Origin of the sequence: Rhodococcus sp. G-MC3 (assembly GCF_030063335.1) — a bacterium.
In the GTDB taxonomy this organism is placed as follows: Bacteria; Actinomycetota; Actinomycetes; order Mycobacteriales; family Mycobacteriaceae; genus Rhodococcoides.
In genome coordinates this window covers 36,865-62,137 of sequence record NZ_JASISW010000003.1, presented here as the reverse complement: position 1 = coordinate 62,137, position 25,273 = coordinate 36,865, and the positions used below count along the sequence as shown (strand labels likewise).

Here is a 25,273-nt window from a genome sequence, read left to right as displayed (position 1 = left end):
TACCCCAGCTCGAACGAGGAACCCTGTGAACCAGCTATCGAGAAGACACTTTCTGACAGGCCTTGCCGCGACACCGGTCGTGATCCTCGCCGGATGCGTCGTCACCGAGAATGAACCAGCGAGAGCGCCGACAAATCGGCCGCTGCCGATTCCGCCCCTAGCCGAGTCCGTTGTCGACGCGAACGGTACCCGCCATTTTCACCTCGAAGTGGCGGCAGGCACAACTGAGATGCTCGCAGGTAAAACGACGGCCACGTGGGGATACAACGGCTCTGTGCTGGGGCCGACGTTGCGTGCTCGTCGCGGTGAAACCGTGGCTTTCCGTGTCAAGAATTTGTTGCCCGAACCGACAAGTGTGCATTGGCACGGAATGCACGTACCGGCCCGATTCGACGGCGGCCCCCATCAGACCATCGAACCCGGCGCTCTATGGGAACCGACCTGGACCGTCGACCAGCCCAGCTCAACGCTGTGGTACCACCCACACCCGCACGGTTCGACGGAGAAACACGTGTACCGAGGGCTCGCGGGGATCTTCCTCATCGACGACGATAGTTCCGATTCCGTCGGACTCCCCCAGGAGTACGGAGTGGACGACGTGCCGCTCATCATTCAGGACCGTCGGTTCGAGCCGGACGGCAGCCTCGACGAATCGGACTCCACCGATATTGGTCTGCTGGGTGACACCATCATCACCAATGGCGTAGCCGGCGCGTCCCTTACTGTCACGACCGAGCGCATACGTCTCCGCGTCCTCAACGGATCATCTGGACGCTTGTACAACCTCGGATTCGACGACTTCCGCGAATTTCATCTTCTGGCGACTGACGGCGGTCTTCTATCGGAACCCCTGCCGTTGAGCAGGATTCAGATCAGCCCGGGCGAACGCGTCGAGGTGCTAGTGCACATCGATGCGGGGACCGACTCGATGTTGCGGACGTTTCCAATCGATGGTCGCGGTGGTGTGGATCAGGAATCCGCAGATGCCTTCGGCTTCGAAGACACCTTCGACATACTCGAATTGCGCGCAGAACAACAACTCGAAGCTTCACCGTCACTCCCCACGGTTCTGGCGGTCCTACCGCAGTTGGAGGTCGAAAGCCCGGCGGCGGAACGAGATTTCGAATTGCAATGGTTCATGATCAATGGCCGACGGATGGATATGAACCGAATCGATTTCACATCCGTCGTGGATACCACCGAGGTGTGGACCGTAACAAACGTAGACAACTGGCCACATAACTTTCACGTACACGATGCCCAGTTCCAGATCATCGACATCGACGGAACGCCTCCGCCGCCCGAGCTCAGCGGATGGAAGGACACCGTGTACACACCGCCGGGTCAACGGATTCGGTTAGCGCTCACATTCGGCCGTTACGCCGACTCGACACAGCCCTACATGTACCACTGTCATCTACTCATGCACGAAGACCAGGGAATGATGGGACAGTTCGTGGTGGTCGAGCCCGGTGCACAACCCGCGCAGACCATTCCGCTCAGCACGGGAACCATGCCGAATCACGTCGACATGCACAGCTAACCAGTGCGTTGCGCGAAGATAGCGAGACGAACCCGGTTGTCGCACCCGGTCTTCTCCATCAGATTCGAAACGTGTGATTTCACCGTGGTCACGCCGATGTGCAATCGATCTCCAATTTCTTGATTGCTCAGACCTTCGCTTACGAGCTCCAGGACATCGTGCTCGCGCGCGGTCAGTGAAACTGGCGCGAATGCCGTGGTGGAATCATCGGGGGCGGCGGCGAGGGCGCGGTCGACGATTCGACGCATGAGCTGTGGCGAGAACAGGAACTCGCCGTCGGCCGTTCGCCGGATAGCGTCCAACAAGTCCTCCGGCGCAGTGTCTTTGACCAGGAATCCGGCGGCCCCCGCGGCCAATGCCGGATAGAGATGCTCGTCGTCGTCGAAAGTTGTCAGCACCAGAACTTTCGACCGAGGGTACGACGCGACGATCTGCCCCGTCGCCTCTACGCCCCCTAGACCGGGCATGCCGAGATCCATCAGGATCACATCGGGTGAAAGTTCGGCAGCCAGCCGAATTGCCTCCACACCATTGGATCCCTCGCCCACCACTCTCAGATCCGGTGTCGACTCGCACAGCATGCGCAGGCCGGCTCGGACCAACCGCTGATCGTCGATGATCGTCAGCCGAATCACAGCTCGTACCCGGGCAAACCGGCAGAGGCCTCGGCCCGGGCAGGGATCCACGCATCGAGTTCCCACCCGTCAGTTGTTGCCGCTGTAGCAAGTTGCCCGCCCACCAGTGTGATGCGCTCCTTCATCCCGATAATTCCGTAACCTTCGCCGATCAGCCGATTGGTCTCAACTCCGTTGTTGACGATTCGGACCGCAAATCCTGCGCCCCTACGAATCGTCTCCACGTTCACCGTCGACCCGCTGGCCGCGTGCTTCATGACATTGGTCAACGACTCCTGGACAACCCTGAGCAGCGAGAGTCTGCTGATCGCATCGAGTTCGCTGATATCCGCGTCGACGTGTGCCATCACCTCGTACCCGCCGCGCCTGGTGCGTTCTATGGCCGCAAAGATTTCGGATCGCACGGCCCCTGAGTTTACAAGAGGCACTTCGTGCAGGGACGGATCGCGGAGCGCGGTAAGGAGTCGGCGGATGTCGGCCAACGCGTGGGACGCCGTGAGATAAACGTCATCGAAGACTGCATCGACCCGTGGGTCAGCACCTCCGAGCACGTGTCGTGCCACGTTTATCCGCAGCACGATCGAAGCCATGTGGTGCGCGACAAGATCATGCAATTCTCTTGCGACGGCCGTCCGCTCAGCTGAACGTGCACCGGCCGCCGCGGTTGCAGTCCGAGCTTCTGCGTCTGCGGCGCGTTCCCGATAGGTCGCCGCCAGCTCGCGCTGCGACCGAATGTAGAGGCCGAGTATCAACGGTAGCCCGACGAACAGCACAGTTGAGACGACCGTAGCCCAGCGCCAGAAGAGACCGGGGTCGTCGAGCCATGTCCCGAGAACAAACGCAGCAGACCAGACCGCAGCCGCGATCACTCGGGATCCGAGGGAGGCTCGAATCGCAACTTCGCCAAGAGACACCGCACCCAAATACGGAACAAGCTCCGAGACTCCCCAGGCCTGTGCACCGAACATGGGAACCGACAGCACCGACAACGTGATCGACACGGCCAGCGGCGCCCGATCACCGACGATGAACATTGCCGCCGACACGCACCCCAGAAGCCAGTAACTCAGCGACACCCGAAACTCACCGGGGAAGGTGCTGCTGAGCAGCAGAAGCGGAACCAGCACCACAGGAGCAAAGCGAATCACCCTGCGCAGCCGAATGTCCATCATCACACCACAGTAAGGACCCACCGTGAGCTGGAAGAATAGGGGTGTCATCGTAGTCGCAGGAGTACTCGCCGGACAGGGCACTAGTGTTCTTGTGCGAGTCGGTAGTCCACCTGCTTCGACGGCAAACCTGAATCATCATCGAATACTGTGCCAGTAGCAAATGGCGTATAGTTTGGTCGGTTGAGCCGGTGAACTCCATCGAAGGGAATTCGAGCAGTGACGATCGACTCCGTGGGCGTTGCCGTCCGCACGGCCGGGCGCGCGTTGCTACTCGTTGTCGAGCAGTCCAGCCACCGACGACCGCCCGCCATTTCGGTGGAGGAACCGCGGGAAGCCTCGCAGCCAACTGGCTGCACGGTTCCCACCTCGAGTGATCAGCCCACCGAAACAGAAGGAATCGCATGCCTATCATCACCAGGAACATCGACATTGCAGCCTCAGCGGCCGAGACGTTCGATTACCTCGCCGCTCACGAAAACGTCCCGGACTGGATGTTCGGTGTCACCTCGTTCACGCCTGTCGGGCAAGTGAACCGTGCCGTCGGTGACCGCTTCGACGCCGTGATGAAGCTCGGCCCGAAAACTCTGAAGTCCACCGTCGACATCGTCGAGTGGGTCGACGGATCGGTGTTCTCCCTGTCCTCGGTCGCTGGATTCGAGACCAGTTCGCGCTGGAGCGTCACCGCGATCGACGACGGCCACTGCACCGCCAACGTCGAATTCGGGTACGAATTCCCCGGAGGGTTCACCGGCAAGGCTCTGGCAAAGGTTGTCGAGCCGTTCATCAACCAGGGAATCTCGTTGACGGACCGCACACTGCGCGAACGTGTGGAGACTCGCCAGAACTCCTGACAGATTGTGAGTCAGCTTCAGTTCGACCCATTGGTGCCGAAGCACCAGTACCGCACCGATATACAGAAGAGAGCACATGACGCCCGAGCTGACACCGACACGCTCGAAGCGGGTGCCGTCCTACGCGTACGTGGAGGAAGCATGAACGAGGTCGACGACGTGCCCGCACAAGTCCGTTCCATGGTCGGCCACAGCTACCGCATCGACGATGTCTACGACGTGGGCGCAGCCAAAGTCTCCGAGTTCGCGAAAGCGGTGCAGAACTTCCACCCAGCACACTTCGACATCGACGCTGCCAAAGCGCTCGGTCATCCCGCGCTCGTCGCACCGCCCACATTCATGTCCCTCGTCGCATTCGTCGCCCAGCGCCGCATGTTCGAAGAGGCATTGAACTGCTACGCGCTACCGCAGGTCCTCCAAGTCGATCAACGATTCGCATTCCACCGACCACTGCAGGCCGGTGACCGGCTCAGCTGCGAAGTCACCCTCGTCTCGGCACGCCGAGCATCCGGTGCAGATCTGATGATCGTCGAAAACGACATCTTCGATCAACACAATCAGCCGATCCTCAAAGCGACGACCACACTCGTTGCCTCCATCGAAACGTCCATGCCCGACGGGTTCATGGACGTCGTCGATCGCATCATGATGGCTAGCCCACCCCCGAACCCACCCGGGTAAGCATCCACCGAAATCTCCGGGAGATGGACGAGAAAGGCCTTCATAGCGAGAGCCTGTGCGCCCGGCGTTTCAGTTCAGCTCGCCTGAGGCTGTCGTGGACCCGCGTGCATTGTGGGAGTAGGCGTGTCAGGTCTCGGTCGTGTCGACGGCACTACGGCGACGCCGGACGATACCGGTGGCAACGGCGAATACGGAACCGACTGCGAGAACGATCGCCGACGCGAATGGCGCTGCACTGTCGACGAGCCCGACGATCAGGACTACGGGTATGGCCAATGCGGGCCACGGAACGATGGTCTTCCAGTTGCTCGAACTCGACCCGAGGATGGCGCACACTCCGGCGACGAACACCGCCACCCCGGCGCAGAGGACCCACCGCCCGGCAGCGGTCAGCTCCCCAACCGGATGCAGAACGTACTGCTCGATCCCCACACCCAGCAAAGCAACACCCATGGTGATCGGCAGGTGGCCGTAGACGTAACCGTCGGCGCGCCCGCTCTCGACGGCGCGGTCGTCCCCCTGAATCTCCGTCTTGGCCTCGGCCCCACCGATATCGAAGTACATCCACCACACCGATGCGGCGAGGGTGAACCCGAGCGCCGCCACCGACAACGACGACCAGGACCAGTGGGTCTCCTTCATCCCGAGCACGATGGCCGAAATGGACTCGCCCAGAACCAGAATGACGAAAAGGCCAAAACGTTCCGGTAGATGGTCGAGATGCAACGGAACATTCGGACCCCACCGAGTCGCTGCCAGCGGGGCCATCGCCTCGATTGCGATACCGATCGCCCACAGGATGTAGGTGATCGGTGCGGGCGTGAGCAACGAAATTGCCCAGATCATTGCGCTGAGAACCGTTGCCGCGAAGTACAGGTTGATCGTGGCACGCACATCGGCGACGTGCCGCCATGCGCGCAAATACAACCCGGCCAGGATCACGCGTGTCGCGATGTAACCGATTCCGAAGGCCACGGTTCCATCGCCACCGACGGCAGTGGACGCGCTCGCTGCCATCACTGCGACCGCGAAGGTGGCGGCCAGTTTCGCCACTCGATACAGGATGTCATTGGTGTCGAATCGGTTGGCGTAGAGCGTGGTGGTGACCCACGACCACCAGGTGACTGCAAACAGGCCGACGAAGACGGCGACTCCGTGCCATCCCAGATCGTCCTTCAGCGCCAGCGCAAGTTGGTGGATGACCAACACATAGGCGAGGTCGAAGAACAGCTCGAGTCTCGTGGCCGCGCGGTCGTCTTCGGTACGAACTTGTGGCGGTTCGACGAGGGGGGTGGACTGATCGGCCCCGCTGTCGTCGTTGCCTTTCGCGTGCACCTTGCTCGACTGCTTCCCGCGGCGATTTCCCATGGCGGCAGATGTCCTCACTGTTGGTCGTCCGTCGCGCATCGAGCCAAACCGAACAACGACGCCTCGGCGCGTAATACCCGCCGCCAGTCGTGATAAACCGGACAGCGAGTCACGTTCGCCGATACCCCGTCGTCGAACCGCACAGTGGTGACACCGAGAAACGATACTGACAGGTCTGAACATGGTGCGGCGAGGTCGGTTCGAATGCCGCCCAACGTCTTACGGGGGACGATGCATCATGTGCCATCGGTGAGAACGCGGAGGGTTTTCAGCTCATCGGCGAAGAGCAGAGCGGGGTCGAATCCCATGCCGGCGAAGTGACCCGCCAACTCGAGGGAAAGCACACCGTGCAACCGCGTCCAGAATGACAGACACCGATGAAGGGTAGTTGCCGGTATCGCGTCGTCATCCGCCCAGTCTCGATGGCTCGCGAGGTGGGTATCGAACTCGGTGGGTGGTTGATCCACCGGAAGCGCTGAGAAGACCTCGATGAGCACTGTCATGATCTCGGATGAAATGCGGGTGGTGTCCTGCGGCGCGTGATAGCCGGGCACAGGAGTGCCGTAGATGAGGAAGTACCTCTGCCGATCGTGCAGTGACCACTCCCGCACCGCGTAGGCCAGCGCGGTCACGTCGGCCCCGCTGTCAACTGCTGCCCGCATGGTGTCGGCGAGGCTGCGGTACGCGTCGCGAATCAGTTCGGTGATCAGCTCGTCGCGGCTAGCGAAATACCGATACAGCCCTGGCCCGCTCATACCGACGTGCTTGGCGATCGCATTGAGAGACAACGCCGAAATACCTGCGCTGGCGATCTGCTCCCAGGCGCGCGCCTTGATCTCGTCGATCACGTGCGACCGGTAACGCTCACGTGCACTTCCGTTGGCTGCCATCTCCAGTACCTCCAACACTCGCCCGAACTTAGTTAGAGGGTATCACTGGACCTATTGACTCTCAGGAAATGCAGTTATAGGTTCTAACTCAAGTGATCGGCGCTCACGCTGCCGGCAATCAACTGAGGAGAACACCACCATGACCACGACGTCACTCGTCCACCGTCGCAGAACCACCCTGCCGCTGTTGGCAATCGCCGGCGCACTGGCGCTGACCACCGTCACCGCGTGCACCAGCGACGCCAGCGACATCCCGGTCGCCACCGCTCCGGCCGCCATCGACCCGGCCACAACAACAGCTGCTGACACGGCCGTTGCGACGCCACTGACGTGCGCAGGGGCCGGGATCGACGCGGATTCACCGATCCATTACCGGAGCGAGATCATGATCGATGCCCCGATGAGCACCGTCTGGGATCTACACACCGACGCGGCCCGGTGGCCGTCGTGGCAGCAACCGGTCACGAGCATCAGGCTGACCGGTCCCGAACCCCTCGCAGTAGGTTCGCAGTTCCAGTGGACGACCCCCGCCCCTGCCACCCCCACAACGCCTGCCACCACTTTGACCATCACCTCCACAGTCCATGAGCTGCAACCGCATTCATGCGTCCGATGGAGCGGGCCAGCGATCGGCGACGGCCTGAACATCGACAACGGAGTCCACGTCTGGAACTTCAGCGAGGTCGACGGCGCGGTACTGGTGCAAACAGAAGAATCATGGACCGGCTCGCAGGTCGAAGGCGATGTACCCACCTCCACCGCATTCCTCGGAGCCGGCCTCGACGCATGGCTCAGCGAGCTCGAGGCAACCGCCGAGTCGAAGCCGTGAACTACCCCACCGAAAAGGTCGACTCCATGAAGCATGAAACCTCGATCGTCACTGCACAGCAACGTTTTCCGCGCTACTTCCAGATCAGCTCTTGGGCGATCCCCGTCATGGTGGTCGGACAATTTTCGATGATCGCACTCCTACCGGTGCTCGTGCTGGTCATCGCCAGCCTCGCCGACAGCAGAACCCGTGCACTACGCCCGTGGACACTCGGACTCGCGGTTGCGTACTTCATCCCACTCGCCATCATGAAACTGCGGGCCGATCCGGCCCAAAGCCTCTCCAAGGACATGCATCCGATTCTCCTCGCCCTGATCGTCGCCGCAGCGGCAGTCCTCCTCGCACGCATGTATCGGATATACCCGCGTAGGCCTCGGCAACTGCACGGCAGACAACGTGGCTGACGTCATCGCCGCCGCTACGATCGCGCACTCATTGCGCGGCGGCACCAGTCAGTCGCGTCAAAGAGGTCACGAGCGCACCCTCCAGTTCGCTCGGCCAGGGAAACGACGGTGCGGTCTGCCGGAGGGTGGACAAGCCATGCAGACCAACCCAGAGCGCGATCGCGTCAGCGGAAGGATCCACACTGCTCGACTCGCCTGCCTCGACGCATTCCGTGATTGCCGCGATCAGCACCGCCAACGCGTCCTGTCCGATCATCGCGCGCGCATCGAGCTCCTCCGCGGACGGGGCCATAGTTCCGGAGGCGTTCCAGTCGACGCCGAACATCACGCGATAACGCTGTGGATGCTCGCGTGCGAAGGAGAGATACGCCGCGCAGACAGTGCGCAGGCGATCGACCGGCCGCTGCCCTGCCGGTGCCGCCCGCAGCACAACTTCCAGCTCGTCGAAAGCAAGGTCGACGACGGCACGGAAGATCGCGTCGAGATCGGCGAAGTGTCGGTAGATGGACGGCGCGGCGATTCCGGCCGCACGAGCGACCGCCCGCAGCGTCACGGCCTGCGCCGGAACGCTTTGTAGCAGGGATGTCGCCGCTGCGACTATCTCGTCGCGAAGACGGTTTCCCTCTCCGCGCGCGTTGCGGGATCGAATCGGCTCGGCCTGAACAACGTTCATAATTTTCACTTTACGCTTGTCACCTTACAAAGTAAGTTTACGTATGTTACCTTACAGTCGTAACTCTAACAGAGTGCATGCCATGACCGAGAACCTCGATACCGCCCCCACTACGTCGGCCACTGCGCACAGTCGGACCGAGATCGTCCTACCAGGAAAGGTCGAGCCGGACGGTCTACAAGTCCGTACCACCGTCCCGCCGGCGCCAACGCCGGGGCGCGCACTGGTGCGCATGGAGTGCACCGGCGTCGCATTCGCCGAGCAGCAGATGCGGCGCGGAAAGTATTACAAGCAGCCACCTTTCCCCTTCGTTCCCGGCTACGACCTGGTAGGCGTCGTCGACCAGGTCGGCGCGGGAGTCGACCCCACGTGGATCGGCCGCCGCGTCGCCGCCATCACCAAGGTGGGCGCATGGTCCACGCTCGTCGATGTCGCGGCGCTCGACCTGCTCCCCGTGCCGGACGACCTCGACGCCGCCGCCGTGGAGACCGTAATCGTCAACGGCATCACCGCCTGGCAAATGCTGCACGAGCGGGCCCGCGTCGAGCGCGGTGGCACCGTCGTCGTTCTCGGTGCCAACGGCGGCGTCGGGTCGACACTCGTACAGCTCGCACACCACGCCGGAATCCGGGTGATCGGGACAGCTGCCACCCGTCATCACGAGCTGGTCCGCACACTCGGTGCCGAGCCGGTCGACGCCCGCGACCCGCAGCACTACGAGCACATCCGGCGACTCGCACCAGGCGGCGTTGATGCGGTGTTCGACCACGTAGGTGGACCCGGGATACGCGAGTCCTGGTCGCTGCTACGCCGCGGCGGTTCACTCGTCGCCTACGGCACCGCGTCGACGATGAGCCAGGAAGGCAACTCGCAGTTGCCCATACTGCGACTCTTCGCCCGACTCACCAGCTGGAACTCCATTCCGAACGGGCGCCGCGCAGAGTTCTACGACCTCTGGTCAGGCAAGAGCCGCCGACCTGAGCGCTACCAGCAACAACAGGCGCACGCGTTCGCCAATGTGCTCGAACTGCTGCGCAGCGGCGCATTGGTACCGCAGATCGCCGGCCGGTTTCCGCTCGACAGGGCAGCTGACGCACTGACCCTGGCGGAAAGCCGCACTGTCGCAGGCAAAGTCATTCTCCAGCCGCGCTGACCCGCCACCTCCACGCCGCTTCCGACCCCACAGCACCAGCTCCCTGATCGCCTCCGCATGAGACCTCCGATTGCTAAGGACACCGCCATGACCACGACCGTGCCGACCGCCAGCCTGCCCACCGCCAGCCTGCCCACCGGCACCCTCACTGCCGCCTCCTTCCACCAAGCCGAAGTTGCAACAAAGATCCCACCGGGCTGGGCCGACAATCGGATCGCGTATCTCGGTTTCGCTGCCGCTTACCTGCTTGGACACGGCGGGACGGCCCTCACTGTCGGCTCGACGCCGCTGATCGATGCTCCGACCTGGATCCCGATGATCTTGCTCGGGGCGGGACTCCTCCTAGGCACGGTGGCAGCAACCGTCGCGGCGACACGCTCGCAGCGCGGACTCACCGCACATGAGGCGTTGCCCGGCAAATTGCTCGGGCTGGCATGGATCACCGGTTTCCTCGGCTTGTTCCTGGCGATCACCGGCCTGTCTGCCGCGACCGGCGACGCTGGTCTTCAAACGCTGCTCTGGCCGAGCGGATCCGGTTTGATCGTCGGCCTCATCTACGTCGCCGAGGGCGCGATGCGCCGCGATACGCTGCATTACGTACTCGGCACATTTCTTGTCGTGGTCGCCACCGCCGTACTGCTCCTACCGACAACCGCACTCACCGTCGGGACCCTCGCCGTCAGCGGCGGAACCGCATACATCACAGCAGCAATCCTCGATCAACGGCGGCGCGCACGCGCCTGATCAGCCGCCTCACCGAGAGGCCCGAGATCAACGCGCCAACTATCAATCGATCGATGGATTTGCCGGCTCGAAAGTTGGCCGGTTCACCCAACAAAGGAGCACCCATGACCAAAACAATCGCCAACGATTCATTGCGGCCGCTCGGAGCGTTCGAGCGCACGATCGACCTGTACATGCACCGCAATCCAGTGCAGTTCTCCATCGTGCTGAATGTGGTTGGCACGATCTCCGAAGACCGACTCGAAATCGCCCTCCGGCACCTGCAGACCGTGCACCCGCTGCTGGCGGCAGGGATCCAGCAACCGGTTGCCGGCGTCGAACCCTCTCCGCCATCCACTTTCTCGTATTCGAGCCGTCCCATTCCCATTCGGATCGCAGCGAATTCGACGTGGGAGATCGAAGCTGCGCAGGAGCAAACGATGCCGATCGAAACAGGTCCGGGTCCGCTCGTTCGGGCCACCTTGATCCCTGCACTCGACACCGAGTCAGCGAGCACCATCATTCTGACCTTTGCCCACCAGATCACCGACGGTCGAGGCGCGCTTCGGGCCGCGCAGGACCTGGCTGCCATTCTCGACGACGCTGTACTGCCCGAGGGAAACGTGCCGCCTGCACAGGAAGATCGGCTCCTGAACTTCACAGCCGCCGACGCCCCTGCGTCCAGTGAGCCTCCGTTCGACGCAGCGGCCGGAGAGCACCGCCACGTCGACCCCCTACCGCCTGGCCGACTTCGTGCCTTCGATGCTTCGGTACCGGTGCTCCAGATCAGCGAGCTCAGTGCAGAGACCACTCGTGCGCTCGGGGACCGTTCGCGGGCGGAGTTCTGCACGGTCCAAGCAGCACTGTGCGCGGCAGCGGCCTCGACCCTCTTCGAATCAGGCGAGCGCACTCACGTACGGATCAACGTCCCGATCGACCTCCGTTCAGCGGTGGACGCCAATGATGACGTCGCTATCTGCTTCGGAGCAGCCATGATTCACCTCGAGCGCACCCCCTCGGCTACATTCTGGGTGTTGGCCAGAGATGCTGCGGAACAACTCGAACGAGCCCGGCAACCACACACCCTGCGAGCAGGCGCACTCGGCCTCGCCGCAATTGCACCCACCACCGCCGACGACGCCGAAACACTCATGCTCACCGCAACCACGGCCGACATCGAGATCACGAACCTCGGAGTAACCGCTCCAACACATCAGAACATCGAAACCCTCTGGGGCCCAACCATGACCACCCAAGTCGAAAACGAGCAAATCCTCGGAGTGATCACCCACGATGGTGTGCTGCGGATGGTGAACACCACCCACAACCCGATAGAGGGCCTCATCGAGGGTATTCACGCCAACATCGTCGACGCATGCACATGCTGAACGGCAGCAGGGCCCGCGTTCTTCACATTGCCCTAGCAGTTGGCCTCGGATCATGAGATTCATCGTGCTCTCGACCAACACCGCCGATGTCAGCGACCTCCTTGCCGCCGAGGGCGCGCGAGCCGGAGAGCTGATGGCATCCGGCATCTTCGTCGACATCTGGCCGAAGGCCGACATGTCAGGTGCCGTCGTCCTCGCGGAGACTGCCGACGAGGCAGAGCTACGCCAGGCCGTCGAGACGATGCCCACGATTGCCGCCGGCGCCGGTACCTTCGAAGTCATCGCGCTGCTGAACACCAGCGCCCCGGCGTAACGACAGGTGCGCCGGGCGGGCCCGGAGCGATTGCCTGCTAGTCGCTGAGGCTGACGTGGCCAATGTTCGTGAGGGCAGCCGCCAACGCTTGCCGCACCTGCCTGCGTAACCACAGGTGGGGCTGATCGCTGTCGTTTCGCCTGTGCCAGAGCATGATTGCCGGAGTGTCAGGAAGACCGAAAGGCAGATCTCGACCGACGACTCCCAACCGGCGCATCGCAGTGGCGCAACTGCGCTCGGCCACCACGGCTACGGCATTCGATTCGGCCACCACCTCGAGTGCCGTCGTGCTGGTGGGGACCACCGCGAACGCACGACGTTCGACGCCGAGACCCGACAGGACGTCATCGATCGAGCCACGAGTACGGCCCCGCCTCGACACGATGACGTGCCGAGCCGCCGCGAAACTGGCGGGTGTCATCGATTCGATCGCCAGCGGGTTATCCGGGCGCATCGCCGCCACCAACCGATCCGTTCCCACCATTTCCGACAAGATCTCCGGCGCCGGCGACGACGATGCCCCAATTTCCACATCGACGTAACCCCGTTGCAGCTCGTGGCTATCGTTCGCCGCTTCTCCGACGAACCGGACCGTAGCCAACGGCATCGACTCGGTGACCACGTCGAGAAGCGCGGGTGCCAGCCCGGCGAGCAGCGCGTCATGGCATCGGATGACGAAGACCCTGCTCACCGCAGCGAGGTCGATCTGCCGTTGCGGAGTCAGGAGCGTGGTAGCCCGTCGAACGACATCTTTTGCCTCGGCGCGTAATTCGAGAGCTCGGGGCGTGGGGACCATCACCTGCCCGGATCGCACCAAAATGTCATCGCCCGTCGCGCGCCTGATGCGACCGAGAGTTCGACTCATGGCGGGCGCGGAAAGCCGCAGTCGGTCGGCCGCCCCCTGCACACTGTTCTCTTCGAGCAGGGCATCGAGTGCGGTCAGCAGGTTCAAATCCACATGCGCCAGAGTAAACTATTCATTGTAAATAATGCACTGGAGTTACGCCGGGATCGACTCTACGGTCTGATGCATGGACAACTACAGCGCGCTTCTCCCGCAGGTCGAAAAGATTGCACACACCGCAGGGGACGCACTTCTCACCTTGTACGAACCCGGCAGCCGACCCTCTGACCGAGCCGAAATGTTCGCAGCGATGCAGCGAAACGAGCAAGCGGTGTCCGGACTTGCCGGCGAACTCACTTCGCTTCGCCCACAAGCGAGATGGCTTCCGGACGATCTCGAGGCGTCCGCGCTGCCGGACGGTGAATGGTGGGTCGTCGACACGGTGGAAGGAAACGTCAACCACGTTCACGGAACCGCCGACTGGTGCGTGAGTATCACCCTCGTCGCCGACGGTGCGCCGGTACTCACCGTCGTCCGTCAGCCAGTCGGCGACAACACCTATACGGCGACCGTCGGCGGCGGCGCACACCGCGGCACCGCGTCGTTACACGTCGCAGACAAGCGCAATCTCACCGACGCCATCGCCATGACGGGCCAAGCCGAACATGGCCAGACGGACACCCACCGCGCGATCGCACGATCGGTTGGAGCCATGTTGGGCGACAGCTTGCTGGTACGAGTGGGTGTCCCGTCGACTCTTCTGCTACTTGCGCTGGCGTCAGGTCATGCCGATGTCTTCTGGCAGTACCACCCAACCCTGCCCGGTGTGGCCGCTGGAATGCTGCTCACAACCGAAGCCGGCGGCACCGTCACACGCATCGACGGAGCACCGTGGACCGCGGGCAGCCCCGACATCCTCGTCTCCAATGCCGTCCTAGCTCCTCAGGCCACCGGCACACTCACTCGAATCTGATTACTACAAAGGATATTTCGATGCACATCACCGTACTCGGCGCATCCGGTGCAACCGGACGCCACCTGACCGAACACGCACTCGAACGTGGGCACACCGTGGTGGCCATTGCACGAAACACCGATCGAATAGACCTTCCGGACTCGCCGGGTTTGACCAAGGTGTCCGGCGACGTCTTCGACGCGGCATCCATCGTTCGTGCAGTCATGCCCGGCACCATCTTGATCTCAGGTCTCGGTGTCGCCATGGGCAGCAGGGGAACTCTCGAAGCGGGCGCTCGCGCTGCCGTCGACGCGCGCCCGGACCGGATCATCTGGCTGGGCGCCTACGGAACCGGGTCGTCCGCCGCCGCAGCCGGTCCACTGACCCGATGGGTGCTGCGCCGGGTCATGGGGAAAGAACTGGGCGACAAAGTCGCTGCCGACTCCACCGTGATCCGGGCCGGCGGCACCGTCTTTCACGCTGGACCGCTGACCGACAAACCTCTCACGGTCCCCGGGAGAACGGTCGACCTGGCGGACGCGCCGCACAGGGTGTTTCCAGCGACCATCAGCCGCGCAAGCGTTGCCGCAGCGATGATCACCGAGGCGGAGTCGACGACCCACCCTGGCGCAACGGTCGTCCCGCTGGCGGGCTGAACGTAGAAGTTGCTTCATGCAATCGGTAGACGGTGCGGTGTTCGCGCCCGGTCTTGGCGTCGATGGTCGTGATGTTCACGGTGCGAGCAGAGACCGATGACGACGTAATGATGTTGAGTGCGCGCCGGTAACGTTCATCCTTGTGATGTCCCTCCAAAACCCGGTCGGTGCCGGGGCCGGGCGGTCACCGAAGGAGCACTCGTATCGAACCGTGTCGAACGAGATGGGCGTCGGACCCGGCGTCTCCGCCAGTATCGGTGGATACACGATTCGGGCGCACCGCCTGTCCGCGACAGTGTTCGACGCCGAGTTCAACCTGGATGATCGCCCAGTCAGGTGCGCAGGTAGGCCACCACAGCCACCACGCGACGACTCAACCCGGAGGAGTTCGCCAGTCCGAGCTTCTCGAAAATTGCGTTTATATGCTTCTCCGTAGAGCTCACAGAAATGTGCAGATCAGCTGATATTCGCGCGTTGGTGAGACCCTGGGCCATCAGCTCGAGGATATCATGCTCGCGCGGAGTGAGTCGTTCGAGGGGATTCGATCGGGTCGTGCGCGACAACAGCGCTCGCACCACCTCCGGGTCGAAGGCGGTCCCGCCGTCGGCGACCCTGTTCAAGGCGTCCAGGAACTCGTCGACCTGGGCGACGCGGTCCTTCAGCAGGTACCCGACCTTCCCTCCTGATCCGCTGAGCAGCTCTGCCGCGTAACGGTTTTCGACGTACTGGGAGAGCACGAGTACCGCCACCTCGGGCCATCGACCCCGAATGGTCAGTGCCGCCCGCAGTCCCTCGTCGGTGTGATCGGGAGGCATTCGGACGTCGGTGACGACGATGTCTGGACGCTCCTGGTCAACGGCGCTCAGGAGCGCGTCGCCGTCTGAAACGGACGCGATCACTTCGTGGCCTTCGTCGACGAGCAGTCGGACCAGACCCTCACGCAGCAACGTCGAGTCCTCCGCGACGATCACTCGCACGGGACGCTCACTGTCACGACGGTCGGACCGCCGACCGGGCTGTGCACGGTCATGGTGCCGTCCACGGCCGCGACGCGGCGGGCCAGTCCGGACAGGCCGGTGCCGGACGGATCGGCCCCGCCGGGCCCGTCGTCGGTGATGGTTGCGAGCACGCGGTCGAACCTCTGCTGCGTGACGGTGACCTCCACCAGTCGGGGGAAGGCGTGCTTGGCTGCGTTGGTCACCGCCTCCGAGATGACGAAATAAACGACCGTCTCCACAGCGGGTCGCAATCTCTCCGTCAGGTCGTATGTGAGTCGGATGGGAACACTCGTCCGCTCGGCCATGGTCTCGATCGCTGTGTGCAGACCGTCCTGATCGAGTGCGATCGGATACACCCGGTTGGCGACCTCGCGCAGCTCGCTGATCGCCCCCTGGGATGTGACATGGGCTTGGGCAAGGAGTTCGAGCAACTTCTCGGGCTTCTCGGCGCGGCGGGCCCGGCCGATGAGCATCCCCAGCGCAACCAACTGCTGCTGTACACCGTCGTGCAGGTCGCGCTCGATACGGCGGCGTTCGTCGTTGACGGCATCGACGACGTGATCGCGGCTGCTCGTCAGTTCGGCAACCCGCTGGCGGAGCAGCCGCTCGGACTGTCGTCCGAGTACTTCGATGACGAACCAGCGGTCCAGTGATCCGACCCCTGCCACGCCGACAATCGCGACGAAGATCAAGAGGATTCCGGGCAGCGCCGCTACCGCTACAAGTCCACCGTCCACCCGGCCGGAGTTCTCGATCAGGCCCCAGCCGCCGTTCAGAACCCATGCCGACAGCATCGACCCCGCCACGACGATGAAGAGCGTCAGTAGCAGAACCACGCCGATTCCGAGTAGGCCGATCGTCCACCTCATGCCGAGATACCAGCGGCAGCGGCGCGGGGTCAGCACGTCCGTATGGAGCCGGCCGTGAAAACAGGTGATCCGCCGGAGCTCGAGCTCGGTCAACGCCAGTGCGCCTTCATCGACTGCCATCCGCAGTGGTCCTCCCCACCGGCCGAGAATCCGCGCCAAACCGAGGGCGAGTGACGCGACCACAGAGAACAGGAGGGCCGAGAGCGCCGTGAGGCTTCCGAGTAGAACCCCGGCAAGCGCGATCAGCCATCGACGAAGAAGTGAGCTGACGGCAATCCGATCCGCCAGGTCGGGTGGACGCACGACTTGGTTCACCAGCACGCAAGCAGCCTAACCGAGCCCGAGGCCACGGATAATGCGGTAAACCACAGGGTTTTCCTGGGAGCAGCCCCGGGATAGGTCGACGGCTTTCCTCGATGTGCCCCATTCGGGAAGTTTCTAACGTTGTCAGCGTCCTTCCTGATAAGTGACACCAACGAACAGGGGAATTGCCATGTCCGACTTAATGATCGCTGCAACGACTGAAGCCGAGCAACTCGACGGGTTGGCCGGATGGGCGGTGGGCATCATGGATGCGCTCGGCGGCCCTGGCGCCGCCGTCGTCGTCGGTGCGGACAACCTGTTCCCGCCGATCCCAAGCGAACTCGTTCTGCCTCTTGCCGGGTTCTCGGCAAGTCAAGGAGTCTTCTCCTTCGGTGCCGCGCTCTTCTGGACGACGCTCGGGTCGGTCCTGGGCGCGGTCATCGTCTACGCGGTCGGCGCGCTCATCGGACGGGAGCGCACGCGAGCACTGGTGGTGCGGATCCCGCTGATCAAGGCCACCGACTTCGACCGATCGGAGGCATGGTTCGCCAAGCACGGCTCGAAGGCAGTAATCCTCGGCCGCATGGTCCCGCTGTTTCGTAGCTTCATATCCCTGCCGGCTGGAATCGAGCGAATGGGAATGGTGAAGTTTCTCGTACTCACCACAATCGGCAGTCTGATCTGGAATACCATATTCGTCACCGCGGGATACCAGCTCGGCGAGAACTGGCACCTTGTAGAGGGGTATGCCGGAATCCTGCAGAAGATCGTCATCGTTTCGGTCGCAATTGCATTCGTCGTATTCGTGGCCATGCGGTTGCGGTCCCGCCGCCAGGCCGGGAGAACTGATCGCTCCGCCGAGCATCGGTAGAACAGCGTCCCTGCGGCCGTAGCGGTAACCCCCACACTGCGCGGTGATGCTTAGCCGCCACTCGAACGACAAAGCCGGCCGAGTTGCCATGCCCCCGTGCTTCGTAAGTGGGAGAATCCAGAGATGACCCTCTGGGCGGCATGTAATGCCGCTGGAATTGGCGTGGTTTCTCTCAGCGAACACTGTGGCCGGCCGCGTGTTCACCGAGCGCTTCCTGCGCTCGACGCGCGGCTGGTCATGAGCCTCGACGCGCCCTTGGAAGTGAACTACGGTGGCCGCGTCCAAATCCCAACGCAGTGGTGACCGGGCTCATGAGACCTGAGCTGGCATCCCCGCGGCTACTGCTTCGGCCACACCAGCGGACCGTCTACGTCGAATTGTCGCTGGCGGCGATGCAACGGCTGACCCGACTGCCACTTCATCGAATAGATGCGGGCGGCATCGAGGCCGATCAGGTTCTGCCATGGACAACTGATCTCATCGAAGAACTGGCCGATCAGCCCTACGAACGACGAGAACAGACCCTGCGAGTTCACCTGCTCGACCGACTGGAGCGAGCCGACCACGTGGAGGTCCCCCAGGATGTCCTGGAATCACTGAAAACCATCAAGGCCCATCACGGCAGAATATCCGTCGAAAAGCTAGCTCGTGATGCACATGTGAGTCCGCGGCACTTGCGGCATCTGATGCGCCGATCCGTCGGTATCGGCCCAAAGTTTGCTTCGCGTGTCGCGCGCCTGGCAGCTGCGGTCAGCTGTTCCGGTGACGGCGCCACGTCCTGGGCGCAGGTCGCGGCCGAAAGTGGTTACCACGACCAAAGTCACCTCGTACACGATTTCTCGGACCTCATGGCCACGACACCCTCAGCCTGGCTTGATGAAGAGGGCCGAAATCTACAAGGCAAAACTCGCGGTGCGGGGCAATCATCGACACATGAACAACAGTGAGATCTATCCGAAGCTCCTCGTCGCCGATGCCGCTTCAGCGATCGACTTCTACTCCAAGGCGCTCGACGCGGAATTGACAACGCAGGCAACCGATTCACAGGGAGTGGTGACTCACGCCGAACTGACCGTGGGATCAGCAACTCTCGCTTTGGCACAGAGCGTTTCAGAGTGGGGGTGGAACGATCCTCACCAGCTTTCCGGCTCACCGGTCCTCATCACAATCAATGTCGACGATCCGGACTCGGTGGCGGATCGCATGGTGCAGCATGGAGCCGTAGTTGCGATCCCCGTCGAAGACCGTCCGTATGGGAAGCGACAGGGCAGAGTCCAAGACCCGTTCGGGCACCTCTGGGTGATCAGTGGCAATCTCCGATGATGCGCTTTACTCGGATGTCGCTGCGTCCGCAGCATTCCAGGATACGGCCCCTTTCGCATCAATCGCCCAGTGCCAGAATGCCTTCTGCCGACGCTACGCAGATTGCGTCGAATTCACGCGGTATGAATTCGCCGACGATCGGTCGGATCAAGCCGTACGGTCCCTGACGGGTCGCGAGCAGAGCAAGACGGTACCGGCGATCGGTGAAGCGGCCGTATCGCCGTGCCGTGGTCGCGCGCAACGCCACGTCGATGTCGTCGTTGATGGATGCCACGGTGTCTCGCATCGATTCCGGCACCAGGCGTGCCAGGTCGGCCTTGCGGTACAGCGTCATCGCCTTGGCGTCGTGAGGATTGGCCCTGCAGAACCGTGGTATTTCTCTCGCCAGGCTCGCCATCGCCTCGAACGGATCATCAATCCGCGAAGCTGTCAGCAAGCCTTCGTGAAAGCGGTTGATCGCGCGCACCCAGAGAGTGCCGAACAATGCATCGCGCGAGTCGAACCGGTGGTAGATCGATCCGGTCGGAGCCCCGACTGCGGCGGCCACGTGCGCAATGGTGGTGTCTCGCCAGTGTTCCACGCAAGCCAGCGCGGCCGCGTCCAAAATTTGCTCGACGGAAAACTTGCTTGGTCTTGCCACACCTTGCACCGTAGGGGTAATTTTGCGAACATGCCAACTAGAACGACAATTCTAGAACCCCAGCCTCCATGGTGGCTCGTACGCGTGGCGTGGGCAGCCTTCGCCGTCACGGTTCCCTCCGCGGTGTGGCGCGTGCTGATGATCGTGGGAGCGATGCCCGGAACGGGTGAGCTGCGCAACTTCGAACTCGGTGACGATCACGTCCTGGCTTACGTCTACGTATTCGGACTCAGCGTCGTCCAACTCGCGGCGGCGTTTGCGACCGTCGGTCTCGTCAGGCCATGGGGAACCACGATCTTCGGTCGAGTCGTACCTCGGTGGCCGGTCATCGCGGTGGCGACCATGGGCGGGCTCGCAGTCACCTGGTTGTTCACCATCTCCATGTCGACGCAGATCGCGACCGGCCACCGCCCCGACGCCGGCCACGTCAGCGGCATACCGCTGGTGGTGATGGTCATCTGCTACGCGCCGATCGTATTGTGGGGACCCCTCGAACTCTGGGCCACCTACGGCTATTGGAGATACACCTCGGGCCGCACCAGTCAGGCGCCGGCGACAGTCTCGGTCGACCGGTAATTTCTCAGCACGCCTGCACCCCGGACGAGGCGCACGCCGGTCACACCGTGTCGCAGCCTTACCCGCAACGAACGCAGCGCAGGCCCGAGATGCTCGCTTGTGACGGTCTGCTTCACTGCAGCCCAACGGGGACGTCCGTACCGTTGAAAGAGTGCGTGGTGAATGGCGATGGTTGGCAGTGGTGCTCGGCGTCGCCGTGCTCGTCGCGACGCCCTCGGTGATCGAGCGATTGCCCGTCGGTGCGTCGGATATCGCCGCGGCCGACCTGCTGGCCCGCGTCCAGTCCTCGACTGCGACCCCGTACTCCGGCTACGCCCAAGCTGTCGGCGGCGTTGTCCTGCCGGTGACCGACGGGCTCGGCGGACTGCCGGATCTGCTCGGGGACACCACGAGCATGCGCGTCTGGTACCTCGGGCCGGACAGCTGGCGAGTCGACAACGTCCGCCTCGCCGGTGAGCGCGATCTCTACCGAACCCCGACGCGATTGTGGCGGTGGGACTACGAGCAGAACACCGCGGTGTCGACTCCGGTCCCCGAGCCGAGCCTGCGCTTGCCCCGCGAGGCCGACCTGCTGCCCCCGGAGCTCGGGCAACGGCTGCTCAGCGAGGCCACGGCGGACGAGGTCAGCCGGCTGCCGGCCCGGCGGATCGCCGGTCGGGACGCCCCCGGCCTGCGGCTGGTCCCCGGGGAGCCGCAGAGCACAATCACCGAGGTCGACGTGTGGGTCGACCCCGACACCGGACTGCCGCTTCAGGTCGACGTGCTCGGTGCCGGATCCACCCGCCCGATCGTCAGCACCACCTTTCTCGACTTCTCCGGGGCGACTCCCAATGCCGATATCGTGCGCTTCCGCCCCCCGCCCGGTGCCGACGTGCAGCAGCAGGGCGGCACCGACATCGCGTCGTTCGCCGACCGAATCGACACCGCCGGCCTCCCCGCAAGCCTGGCGGACCTCGGCCTCAACGGCCGCGACGGCCAGGGTTCGGTAGGCATCTACGGCCGCGGCGTGACCGAGCTGGTGGCAGCTCCCCTACCGCGCCGCGCCGCGGGCAGCCTCGTCGACCAACTGCGGGCCGCCCCCGGTGCTGTCGTGACCGGCAACAGCGTCGCGGTGTCGATCGGTCCGCTCAACGTCCTGGTCACCGAGCCCATCGCCGACGGGCTCCGCTACTTGCTTTCGGGCACCGTCACCCCGCAGACCCTGGCCACCGCCGCCCAACAGCTCGGAGCAGACACATGATCCGCACTACCGGCCTGACCAAGAGCTACGGATCGGTGCGGGCGGTCGACGGCGTCGACCTCGACGTGCGCGCCGGCGACATCTACGGCTTCGTCGGTGCCAACGGCTCCGGCAAGACGACGACAGTACGGATGCTGCTCGGCCTGGTGCTGGCGACCTCCGGGCAGATGCAGGTGCTCGGCGAGGAGATGCCGCGTCGACGCACTAGCGTGCTGCCGCGCGTGGGGGCACTGATCGAGAACCCCGCCGCGTACCCCAACCTGTCCGGACGGAGGAATCTCACCCTGTTCGACGCGGCCGGACCGGGAGGTTCCCGGCGCACCCGGACTACCCGAGTCGGCGAGGCCCTCGAGCAGGTGGGTCTGAACGGGGTAGGACGGCGACCGGTCAAGCAGTACTCCCTCGGCATGCGGCAGCGTCTTGGCCTGGCTGCGGCCCTGATGCGCACCCCCGAACTGCTGATCCTCGACGAACCGACCAACGGCCTCGACCCCCAGGGAATCCTGGAGATCCGGGAGCTGCTGCTGGGCCTGCACGCCCAGGGCACCACCGTGTTCCTCTCCAGCCACCTGCTGGCCGAGGTAGAGCAGCTGTGCGACCGGGTGGGAGTGCTCGACCGGGGTCGCCTCGTCCTGCAAGACCAGCTCTCCGCGATGCAGCAGGCCACCGGCCGGGTGCTGCTGCGCACCCCGGACCCGGCCCAGGCCGTCACCCTGCTCTCCGACGTCCAGGGCGCCACGGTCCTCGAGCGTTATGGCCAGCAGCTCGTCGTCGAACACTCGGACTCGACCGTGCTGAACCAGCTGCTCGTCGAGGGCGGGGTGCGGGTGAGCGAGCTGAGCCCACAGCGGATGAGCCTCGAGCAGTCCGTGCTGGCCGCCACCGGCGAGAGTGCCGACCGCGTCGACAGTGCCCACCGTGCACCACGCCGCACCTCCCGTACAGGGGCGACCGCATGATCGGCGTCGAACTGCGCGCGATGTTGAGCCGACCCCGCACCTGGGTCGTCATCCTTCTGCTCACTCTGCTGCCCACCATCGTCGCCGTCCTCCTGGCCCTGACCGACGTCGGTCCGCGGCCCGGGGAGGGCCCTGCCTTTCTCTCGGCGGTCCTCAGCAACGGCCAGCTCTTTCCACTCGCCGCACTCGCCATCGTGCTGCCACTGTTCCTGCCCGTCGCGGTGTCGGTCATCTCCGGCGATTCGGTCGCCGGGGAGGCCCAGGCCGGCACTCTGCGTTACCTGCTCGCCCGCCCGGTGGGACGAACGCGGCTGCTGGTCGCGAAATTGATCTCGGTGGCCGCCTTCGTGCTGCTGGCCGTCGTCGTCGTTGCCGTGACCGCGTACTTCGTCGGCACCACGCTGTTCGACACATCGACTCTGGCGGGCGTCGCCAGTGTCTCCGGCACGCCGTTGACCGGAGAGCAGGTCGCCGTGCGCACCGTCATCGCCGTGTTCTACGTGACCCTGTCCATGCTTGGGGTGGCCGCCATGGGGCTGTTCCTCTCGACCTTGACCGACTCCCCGCTCGCCGCGACGCTGGGCGCGCTCGCCTTCCTCATCGCCAGCTCGCTACTGCTGACTCTGGATGCCGCCGACGCCATCGCGCCGTATCTGCCGACGCGATACTGGCTGGCCTTCGTCGACCTGTTCCGCGACCCGGTGCCGATGCGGGACCTGCTGCGCGGCGTCGGATTACAGGCGGTGTACGTCGTCGTCCTGCTGGGGGCGGCGTGGGCGAACTTCACGACCAAGGACATTACGAGCTGAGGCTGTTGCAGTCACCCGCTCCCAGCTGGCGGGTGGAGTTGCCGTCCAGCTCGGCGGACACGATCGCGGCGATGAGCGGATCACGGGGCAGGTTGCCGTGGTCGACGGTAGAGTCCGCGCACACGCTCTGGACGGGGATGTTCACTGCGCCGTCCAAGCCGGCCGTAGTCGGCGGCGTCACCACCTGATCCACTTCCGTCCAGATCGACACCCACTGCGGCCCCGCCGGCGTCTCGTCGTCGGAGTTCAGTGCGGCGAGCACAGAGCTGCCCGGGGCGAGCTGCTGACAGGCCGTCGGGCACTGATCGGGCGCGAGATCGGCCGCCAACCCGGCTACCTGGGTGCCGTGGTGCGGGGAGCCGAGAGTCACGATACGGCGGGCCTGTTCGGCACCACCGCGGTCAGCGGCCCAGATCCGGGCAACCACTCCGCCCGCGGAGTATCCGACGACGTCGACCGACGTCGCTCCGGTCCGGGTCAGCGCATCGTCGGCGGCGCCCGCCAGGGTGCCCGCCTGCACGGTCAGGTCCCCGGTGCCGCCGTCGGGTAGCGCCACCACGGTGGCGTCGCGGCCGCCAGCCCGCAGCCCGGCCGCGAGCACGTCCAACGCATCGGTGGAACCGCCGTACCCGGGGACCAGCAGCACCGGCCCGGGCACCGACTGGTCGACGCTGGCGACGGGGTCACTCGTGCTGCGCGAGCCCGCAATAGCCGCCGCGGCAACGACGACCCCGATCAGGACAAGGGCGAGTACACCGAAGACGAGGCGGCGGCGAGCCGGGGCGAGGGAGGCGAACACTCCATCCAGTGTGCCCTTGAACTCCGGGCCCACTCGCTGGTCGCGCACGTCGGCGCCGGCTCGCGCCTCCCCTTACGGGCCGAGTCTGTCGCTGCGGGTGAACGAACGACTGCGGGTGATCGAACGGCTGTGGCCTATCTTGATGGGGATGCGTATCGGTGTGGTGGAGGACGACGACGGTGTCGGTGACGCGCTGGTCGACGCGCTGACCGAGGTCGGAAATGTGCCTGTCCGTATGCGCCGCGGTGCCGATGTGCTGCTCCGATACCACGACCTGGACGTCATCCTGCTCGATCTCGGACTGCCTGACATGGATGGCCTGGAGGTTCTTCGCAAACTGCGGACGTTGAGTTCGGTCCCGGTGGTGGTGCTGACCGCGCGCGACGATGAAAGGTCGGTGGTGCGGGCGCTACGCGGTGGTGCGGACGACTACGTCGTCAAACCTGCTCGGCTCGGGGAGCTGCACGCGCGTCTGCAGGTGGCGGCCCGTCGCCGAAGTGCGTCGACCGATTTAGACGCCGACGGGTTGATCCTCGGCGATGTCGTCGTCGATCTGGTCGGCCGCAGCGTCGAGGTCGGCGGTAAAGAGATCACTTTGACCACCAAAGAGTTCGAACTGCTTGCTCACCTCGCATCTCGACGCGGTGAGGCGGTCAGTCGCGAACAACTGATGGATGCCATCTGGGGCGATGCTTACGTGGCGATTTCCCGCACACTCGACGTCCACATGACGGGATTGCGATCCAAGCTCGGGCGCTCCGGCATCATCGCCACCATCCGTGGCTTCGGTTACCGCTGGGACACCTGA

At 64.0% G+C, this 25,273-nt stretch carries 30 protein-coding genes; 19 read left to right on the top strand and 11 right to left on the bottom strand.

All coding sequences use genetic code 11. The features are described from left to right. Positions 1-25 precede the first annotated feature (25 nt). The gene (locus QMK17_RS03755) at positions 26-1,543 is read left to right on the top strand and encodes a multicopper oxidase family protein (RefSeq protein ID WP_283507102.1); all 1,518 of its coding nucleotides are present in this window, start codon (positions 26-28) and stop codon (positions 1,541-1,543) included. Here the strand turns inward: QMK17_RS03755 and QMK17_RS03750 are convergent. Both QMK17_RS03750 and QMK17_RS03745 read right to left on the bottom strand, forming a co-directional pair. Continuing rightward, positions 1,540-2,178, bottom strand: coding sequence for a response regulator (locus QMK17_RS03750; protein ID WP_283507101.1), 639 nt, complete (start codon positions 2,176-2,178; stop codon positions 1,540-1,542). The genes QMK17_RS03755 and QMK17_RS03750 overlap by 4 nt on opposite strands. Continuing rightward, positions 2,175-3,350 carry a sensor histidine kinase gene (locus tag QMK17_RS03745; RefSeq protein ID WP_283507100.1) on the bottom strand — a complete coding sequence of 392 codons (1,176 nt, stop codon included), beginning with the start codon at positions 3,348-3,350 and terminating at the stop codon, positions 2,175-2,177. The genes QMK17_RS03750 and QMK17_RS03745 overlap by 4 nt, the downstream gene beginning before the upstream one ends. Before the next feature lie 401 nt (positions 3,351-3,751). Between QMK17_RS03745 and QMK17_RS03740 the strand changes: the two genes are divergently transcribed. Both QMK17_RS03740 and QMK17_RS03735 read left to right on the top strand, forming a co-directional pair. Next, a complete protein-coding gene (locus QMK17_RS03740; protein ID WP_283507099.1) occupies positions 3,752-4,201 on the top strand; it encodes an SRPBCC family protein in 450 nt (149 codons plus the stop codon). Positions 4,202-4,342: 141 nt separating this feature from the next. After that, positions 4,343-4,882 (top strand): FAS1-like dehydratase domain-containing protein, encoded by a 540-nt coding sequence (locus QMK17_RS03735; protein ID WP_283507098.1) that lies wholly within the window; start codon positions 4,343-4,345, stop codon positions 4,880-4,882. 126 nt (positions 4,883-5,008) lie between these two features. Here the strand turns inward: QMK17_RS03735 and QMK17_RS03730 are convergent, their stop codons facing one another. Further along, positions 5,009-6,268 carry a low temperature requirement protein A gene (locus QMK17_RS03730; RefSeq protein WP_283507097.1) on the bottom strand — a complete coding sequence of 420 codons (1,260 nt, stop codon included), beginning with the start codon at positions 6,266-6,268 and terminating at the stop codon, positions 5,009-5,011. 218 nt (positions 6,269-6,486) lie between these two features. Further along, entirely contained in the window at positions 6,487-7,158 is a 672-nt protein-coding gene (locus tag QMK17_RS03725) for a TetR/AcrR family transcriptional regulator (RefSeq protein ID WP_283507096.1), read from the bottom strand. A gap of 121 nt (positions 7,159-7,279) precedes the next feature. Between QMK17_RS03725 and QMK17_RS03720 the strand changes: the two genes are divergently transcribed. Both QMK17_RS03720 and QMK17_RS03715 read left to right on the top strand, forming a co-directional pair. Further along, the gene (locus tag QMK17_RS03720) at positions 7,280-7,969 is read left to right on the top strand and encodes an SRPBCC family protein (protein ID WP_283507095.1); all 690 of its coding nucleotides are present in this window, start codon (positions 7,280-7,282) and stop codon (positions 7,967-7,969) included. A gap of 26 nt (positions 7,970-7,995) precedes the next feature. Next, entirely contained in the window at positions 7,996-8,373 is a 378-nt protein-coding gene (locus tag QMK17_RS03715) for a hypothetical protein (RefSeq protein WP_283507094.1), read from the top strand. Positions 8,374-8,401: 28 nt separating this feature from the next. On the opposite strand, the gene QMK17_RS03710 is transcribed toward QMK17_RS03715, so the two are convergent. Continuing rightward, positions 8,402-9,046 (bottom strand): TetR/AcrR family transcriptional regulator, encoded by a 645-nt coding sequence (locus QMK17_RS03710; RefSeq protein ID WP_283507093.1) that lies wholly within the window; start codon positions 9,044-9,046, stop codon positions 8,402-8,404. 82 nt (positions 9,047-9,128) lie between these two features. Here QMK17_RS03710 and QMK17_RS03705 point away from each other — a divergent pair, with 82 nt between their 5' ends. From QMK17_RS03705 to QMK17_RS03690, 4 genes are all read left to right on the top strand, one after another. Beyond that, positions 9,129-10,199 (top strand): medium chain dehydrogenase/reductase family protein, encoded by a 1,071-nt coding sequence (locus tag QMK17_RS03705; protein WP_283507092.1) that lies wholly within the window; start codon positions 9,129-9,131, stop codon positions 10,197-10,199. An 87-nt stretch (positions 10,200-10,286) separates the two neighbouring features. After that, entirely contained in the window at positions 10,287-10,943 is a 657-nt protein-coding gene (locus tag QMK17_RS03700) for an ABC transporter permease (RefSeq protein ID WP_283507091.1), read from the top strand. A gap of 104 nt (positions 10,944-11,047) precedes the next feature. Further along, positions 11,048-12,310, top strand: coding sequence for a phthiocerol/phthiodiolone dimycocerosyl transferase family protein (locus QMK17_RS03695; protein ID WP_283507090.1), 1,263 nt, complete (start codon positions 11,048-11,050; stop codon positions 12,308-12,310). Between the two features lie 52 nt (positions 12,311-12,362). Further along, the gene (locus QMK17_RS03690; protein ID WP_283507089.1) at positions 12,363-12,623 is read left to right on the top strand and encodes a muconolactone Delta-isomerase family protein; all 261 of its coding nucleotides are present in this window, start codon (positions 12,363-12,365) and stop codon (positions 12,621-12,623) included. A 37-nt stretch (positions 12,624-12,660) separates the two neighbouring features. On the opposite strand, the gene QMK17_RS03685 is transcribed toward QMK17_RS03690, so the two are convergent. Further along, entirely contained in the window at positions 12,661-13,581 is a 921-nt protein-coding gene (locus QMK17_RS03685; RefSeq protein WP_283507088.1) for a LysR family transcriptional regulator, read from the bottom strand. A gap of 73 nt (positions 13,582-13,654) precedes the next feature. Here QMK17_RS03685 and QMK17_RS03680 point away from each other — a divergent pair, with 73 nt between their 5' ends. Both QMK17_RS03680 and QMK17_RS03675 read left to right on the top strand, forming a co-directional pair. Beyond that, entirely contained in the window at positions 13,655-14,440 is a 786-nt protein-coding gene (locus tag QMK17_RS03680; RefSeq protein ID WP_283507087.1) for an inositol monophosphatase family protein, read from the top strand. 20 nt (positions 14,441-14,460) lie between these two features. Next, entirely contained in the window at positions 14,461-15,078 is a 618-nt protein-coding gene (locus QMK17_RS03675; RefSeq protein WP_283507086.1) for an NAD(P)-dependent oxidoreductase, read from the top strand. Positions 15,079-15,410: 332 nt separating this feature from the next. Here the strand turns inward: QMK17_RS03675 and QMK17_RS03670 are convergent, their stop codons facing one another. Continuing rightward, positions 15,411-16,055, bottom strand: a complete 645-nt coding sequence (locus QMK17_RS03670; protein ID WP_283507085.1) for a response regulator — start codon at positions 16,053-16,055, stop codon at positions 15,411-15,413. Then, complete coding sequence (locus QMK17_RS03665) at positions 16,046-17,266, bottom strand: sensor histidine kinase (protein ID WP_283507084.1); 1,221 nt, start codon at positions 17,264-17,266, stop codon at positions 16,046-16,048. The genes QMK17_RS03670 and QMK17_RS03665 overlap by 10 nt, the downstream gene beginning before the upstream one ends. Positions 17,267-17,438: 172 nt before the next feature. Here QMK17_RS03665 and QMK17_RS03660 point away from each other — a divergent pair, with 172 nt between their 5' ends. Next, positions 17,439-18,119: a DedA family protein gene (locus QMK17_RS03660; protein WP_283507083.1), complete on the top strand. Its 681-nt coding sequence runs from the start codon at positions 17,439-17,441 to the stop codon at positions 18,117-18,119. A 338-nt stretch (positions 18,120-18,457) separates the two neighbouring features. Here QMK17_RS03660 and QMK17_RS03655 read toward each other — a convergent pair whose 3' ends face one another. Continuing rightward, positions 18,458-18,685: a hypothetical protein gene (locus QMK17_RS03655; protein WP_283507331.1), complete on the bottom strand. Its 228-nt coding sequence runs from the start codon at positions 18,683-18,685 to the stop codon at positions 18,458-18,460. 120 nt (positions 18,686-18,805) lie between these two features. On the opposite strand from QMK17_RS03655, the gene QMK17_RS03650 reads away from it, so the two are divergent. Together QMK17_RS03650 and QMK17_RS03645 are read left to right on the top strand one after the other, a co-directional pair. Beyond that, entirely contained in the window at positions 18,806-19,066 is a 261-nt protein-coding gene (locus QMK17_RS03650; protein ID WP_283507317.1) for a hypothetical protein, read from the top strand. Next, positions 18,996-19,442 carry a VOC family protein gene (locus QMK17_RS03645; protein ID WP_283507082.1) on the top strand — a complete coding sequence of 149 codons (447 nt, stop codon included), beginning with the start codon at positions 18,996-18,998 and terminating at the stop codon, positions 19,440-19,442. Before QMK17_RS03650 ends, QMK17_RS03645 begins: the two co-directional genes overlap by 71 nt. A 58-nt stretch (positions 19,443-19,500) precedes the next feature. Here the strand turns inward: QMK17_RS03645 and QMK17_RS03640 are convergent, their stop codons facing one another. Further along, complete coding sequence (locus QMK17_RS03640; RefSeq protein WP_283507081.1) at positions 19,501-20,082, bottom strand: TetR/AcrR family transcriptional regulator; 582 nt, start codon at positions 20,080-20,082, stop codon at positions 19,501-19,503. An 84-nt stretch (positions 20,083-20,166) separates the two neighbouring features. On the opposite strand from QMK17_RS03640, the gene QMK17_RS03635 reads away from it, so the two are divergent. From QMK17_RS03635 to QMK17_RS03620, 4 genes are all read left to right on the top strand, one after another. Next, positions 20,167-20,658 carry a hypothetical protein gene (locus tag QMK17_RS03635; protein WP_283507080.1) on the top strand — a complete coding sequence of 164 codons (492 nt, stop codon included), beginning with the start codon at positions 20,167-20,169 and terminating at the stop codon, positions 20,656-20,658. A gap of 151 nt (positions 20,659-20,809) precedes the next feature. Then, positions 20,810-21,898, top strand: a complete 1,089-nt coding sequence (locus QMK17_RS03630; protein WP_283507079.1) for a LolA family protein — start codon at positions 20,810-20,812, stop codon at positions 21,896-21,898. After that, entirely contained in the window at positions 21,895-22,857 is a 963-nt protein-coding gene (locus QMK17_RS03625) for an ABC transporter ATP-binding protein (protein ID WP_283507078.1), read from the top strand. Before QMK17_RS03630 ends, QMK17_RS03625 begins: the two co-directional genes overlap by 4 nt. Next, entirely contained in the window at positions 22,854-23,666 is an 813-nt protein-coding gene (locus QMK17_RS03620) for an ABC transporter permease (RefSeq protein WP_283507077.1), read from the top strand. The genes QMK17_RS03625 and QMK17_RS03620 overlap by 4 nt, the downstream gene beginning before the upstream one ends. Here the strand turns inward: QMK17_RS03620 and QMK17_RS03615 are convergent. Next, on the bottom strand, positions 23,656-24,465 hold the full coding sequence (locus QMK17_RS03615) for a lipase family alpha/beta hydrolase (RefSeq protein WP_283507076.1): 810 nt from the start codon (positions 24,463-24,465) through the stop codon (positions 23,656-23,658). The two genes, QMK17_RS03620 and QMK17_RS03615, sit on opposite strands and share 11 nt — an antisense overlap. Before the next feature lie 148 nt (positions 24,466-24,613). Between QMK17_RS03615 and QMK17_RS03610 the strand changes: the two genes are divergently transcribed. After that, a complete protein-coding gene (locus QMK17_RS03610) occupies positions 24,614-25,273 on the top strand; it encodes a response regulator transcription factor (protein WP_283507316.1) in 660 nt (219 codons plus the stop codon).

What these genes read in the sequence shown, in the direction of transcription:
- QMK17_RS03625 (WP_283507078.1), top strand. Translation starts at nt 21,895, where the DNA reads ATGATCCGCACTACCGGCCTGACCAAGAGCTACGGATCGGTGCGGGCG.
- QMK17_RS03715 (WP_283507094.1), top strand. Translation starts at nt 7,996, where the DNA reads ATGAAGCATGAAACCTCGATCGTCACTGCACAGCAACGTTTTCCGCGC.
- QMK17_RS03675 (WP_283507086.1), top strand. Translation starts at nt 14,461, where the DNA reads ATGCACATCACCGTACTCGGCGCATCCGGTGCAACCGGACGCCACCTG.
- QMK17_RS03720 (WP_283507095.1), top strand. Translation starts at nt 7,280, where the DNA reads ATGACCACGACGTCACTCGTCCACCGTCGCAGAACCACCCTGCCGCTG.
- QMK17_RS03620 (WP_283507077.1), top strand. Translation starts at nt 22,854, where the DNA reads ATGATCGGCGTCGAACTGCGCGCGATGTTGAGCCGACCCCGCACCTGG.
- QMK17_RS03645 (WP_283507082.1), top strand. Translation starts at nt 18,996, where the DNA reads ATGAAGAGGGCCGAAATCTACAAGGCAAAACTCGCGGTGCGGGGCAAT.
- QMK17_RS03690 (WP_283507089.1), top strand. Translation starts at nt 12,363, where the DNA reads ATGAGATTCATCGTGCTCTCGACCAACACCGCCGATGTCAGCGACCTC.
- QMK17_RS03650 (WP_283507317.1), top strand. Translation starts at nt 18,806, where the DNA reads ATGCGCCGATCCGTCGGTATCGGCCCAAAGTTTGCTTCGCGTGTCGCG.
- QMK17_RS03705 (WP_283507092.1), top strand. Translation starts at nt 9,129, where the DNA reads ATGACCGAGAACCTCGATACCGCCCCCACTACGTCGGCCACTGCGCAC.
- QMK17_RS03740 (WP_283507099.1), top strand. Translation starts at nt 3,752, where the DNA reads ATGCCTATCATCACCAGGAACATCGACATTGCAGCCTCAGCGGCCGAG.
- QMK17_RS03660 (WP_283507083.1), top strand. Translation starts at nt 17,439, where the DNA reads ATGTCCGACTTAATGATCGCTGCAACGACTGAAGCCGAGCAACTCGAC.
- QMK17_RS03610 (WP_283507316.1), top strand. Translation starts at nt 24,614, where the DNA reads ATGCGTATCGGTGTGGTGGAGGACGACGACGGTGTCGGTGACGCGCTG.
- QMK17_RS03695 (WP_283507090.1), top strand. Translation starts at nt 11,048, where the DNA reads ATGACCAAAACAATCGCCAACGATTCATTGCGGCCGCTCGGAGCGTTC.
- QMK17_RS03710 (WP_283507093.1), bottom strand. Translation starts at nt 9,046, where the DNA reads ATGAACGTTGTTCAGGCCGAGCCGATTCGATCCCGCAACGCGCGCGGA.
- QMK17_RS03700 (WP_283507091.1), top strand. Translation starts at nt 10,287, where the DNA reads ATGACCACGACCGTGCCGACCGCCAGCCTGCCCACCGCCAGCCTGCCC.
- QMK17_RS03735 (WP_283507098.1), top strand. Translation starts at nt 4,343, where the DNA reads ATGAACGAGGTCGACGACGTGCCCGCACAAGTCCGTTCCATGGTCGGC.
- QMK17_RS03680 (WP_283507087.1), top strand. Translation starts at nt 13,655, where the DNA reads ATGGACAACTACAGCGCGCTTCTCCCGCAGGTCGAAAAGATTGCACAC.
- QMK17_RS03745 (WP_283507100.1), bottom strand. Translation starts at nt 3,350, where the DNA reads ATGATGGACATTCGGCTGCGCAGGGTGATTCGCTTTGCTCCTGTGGTG.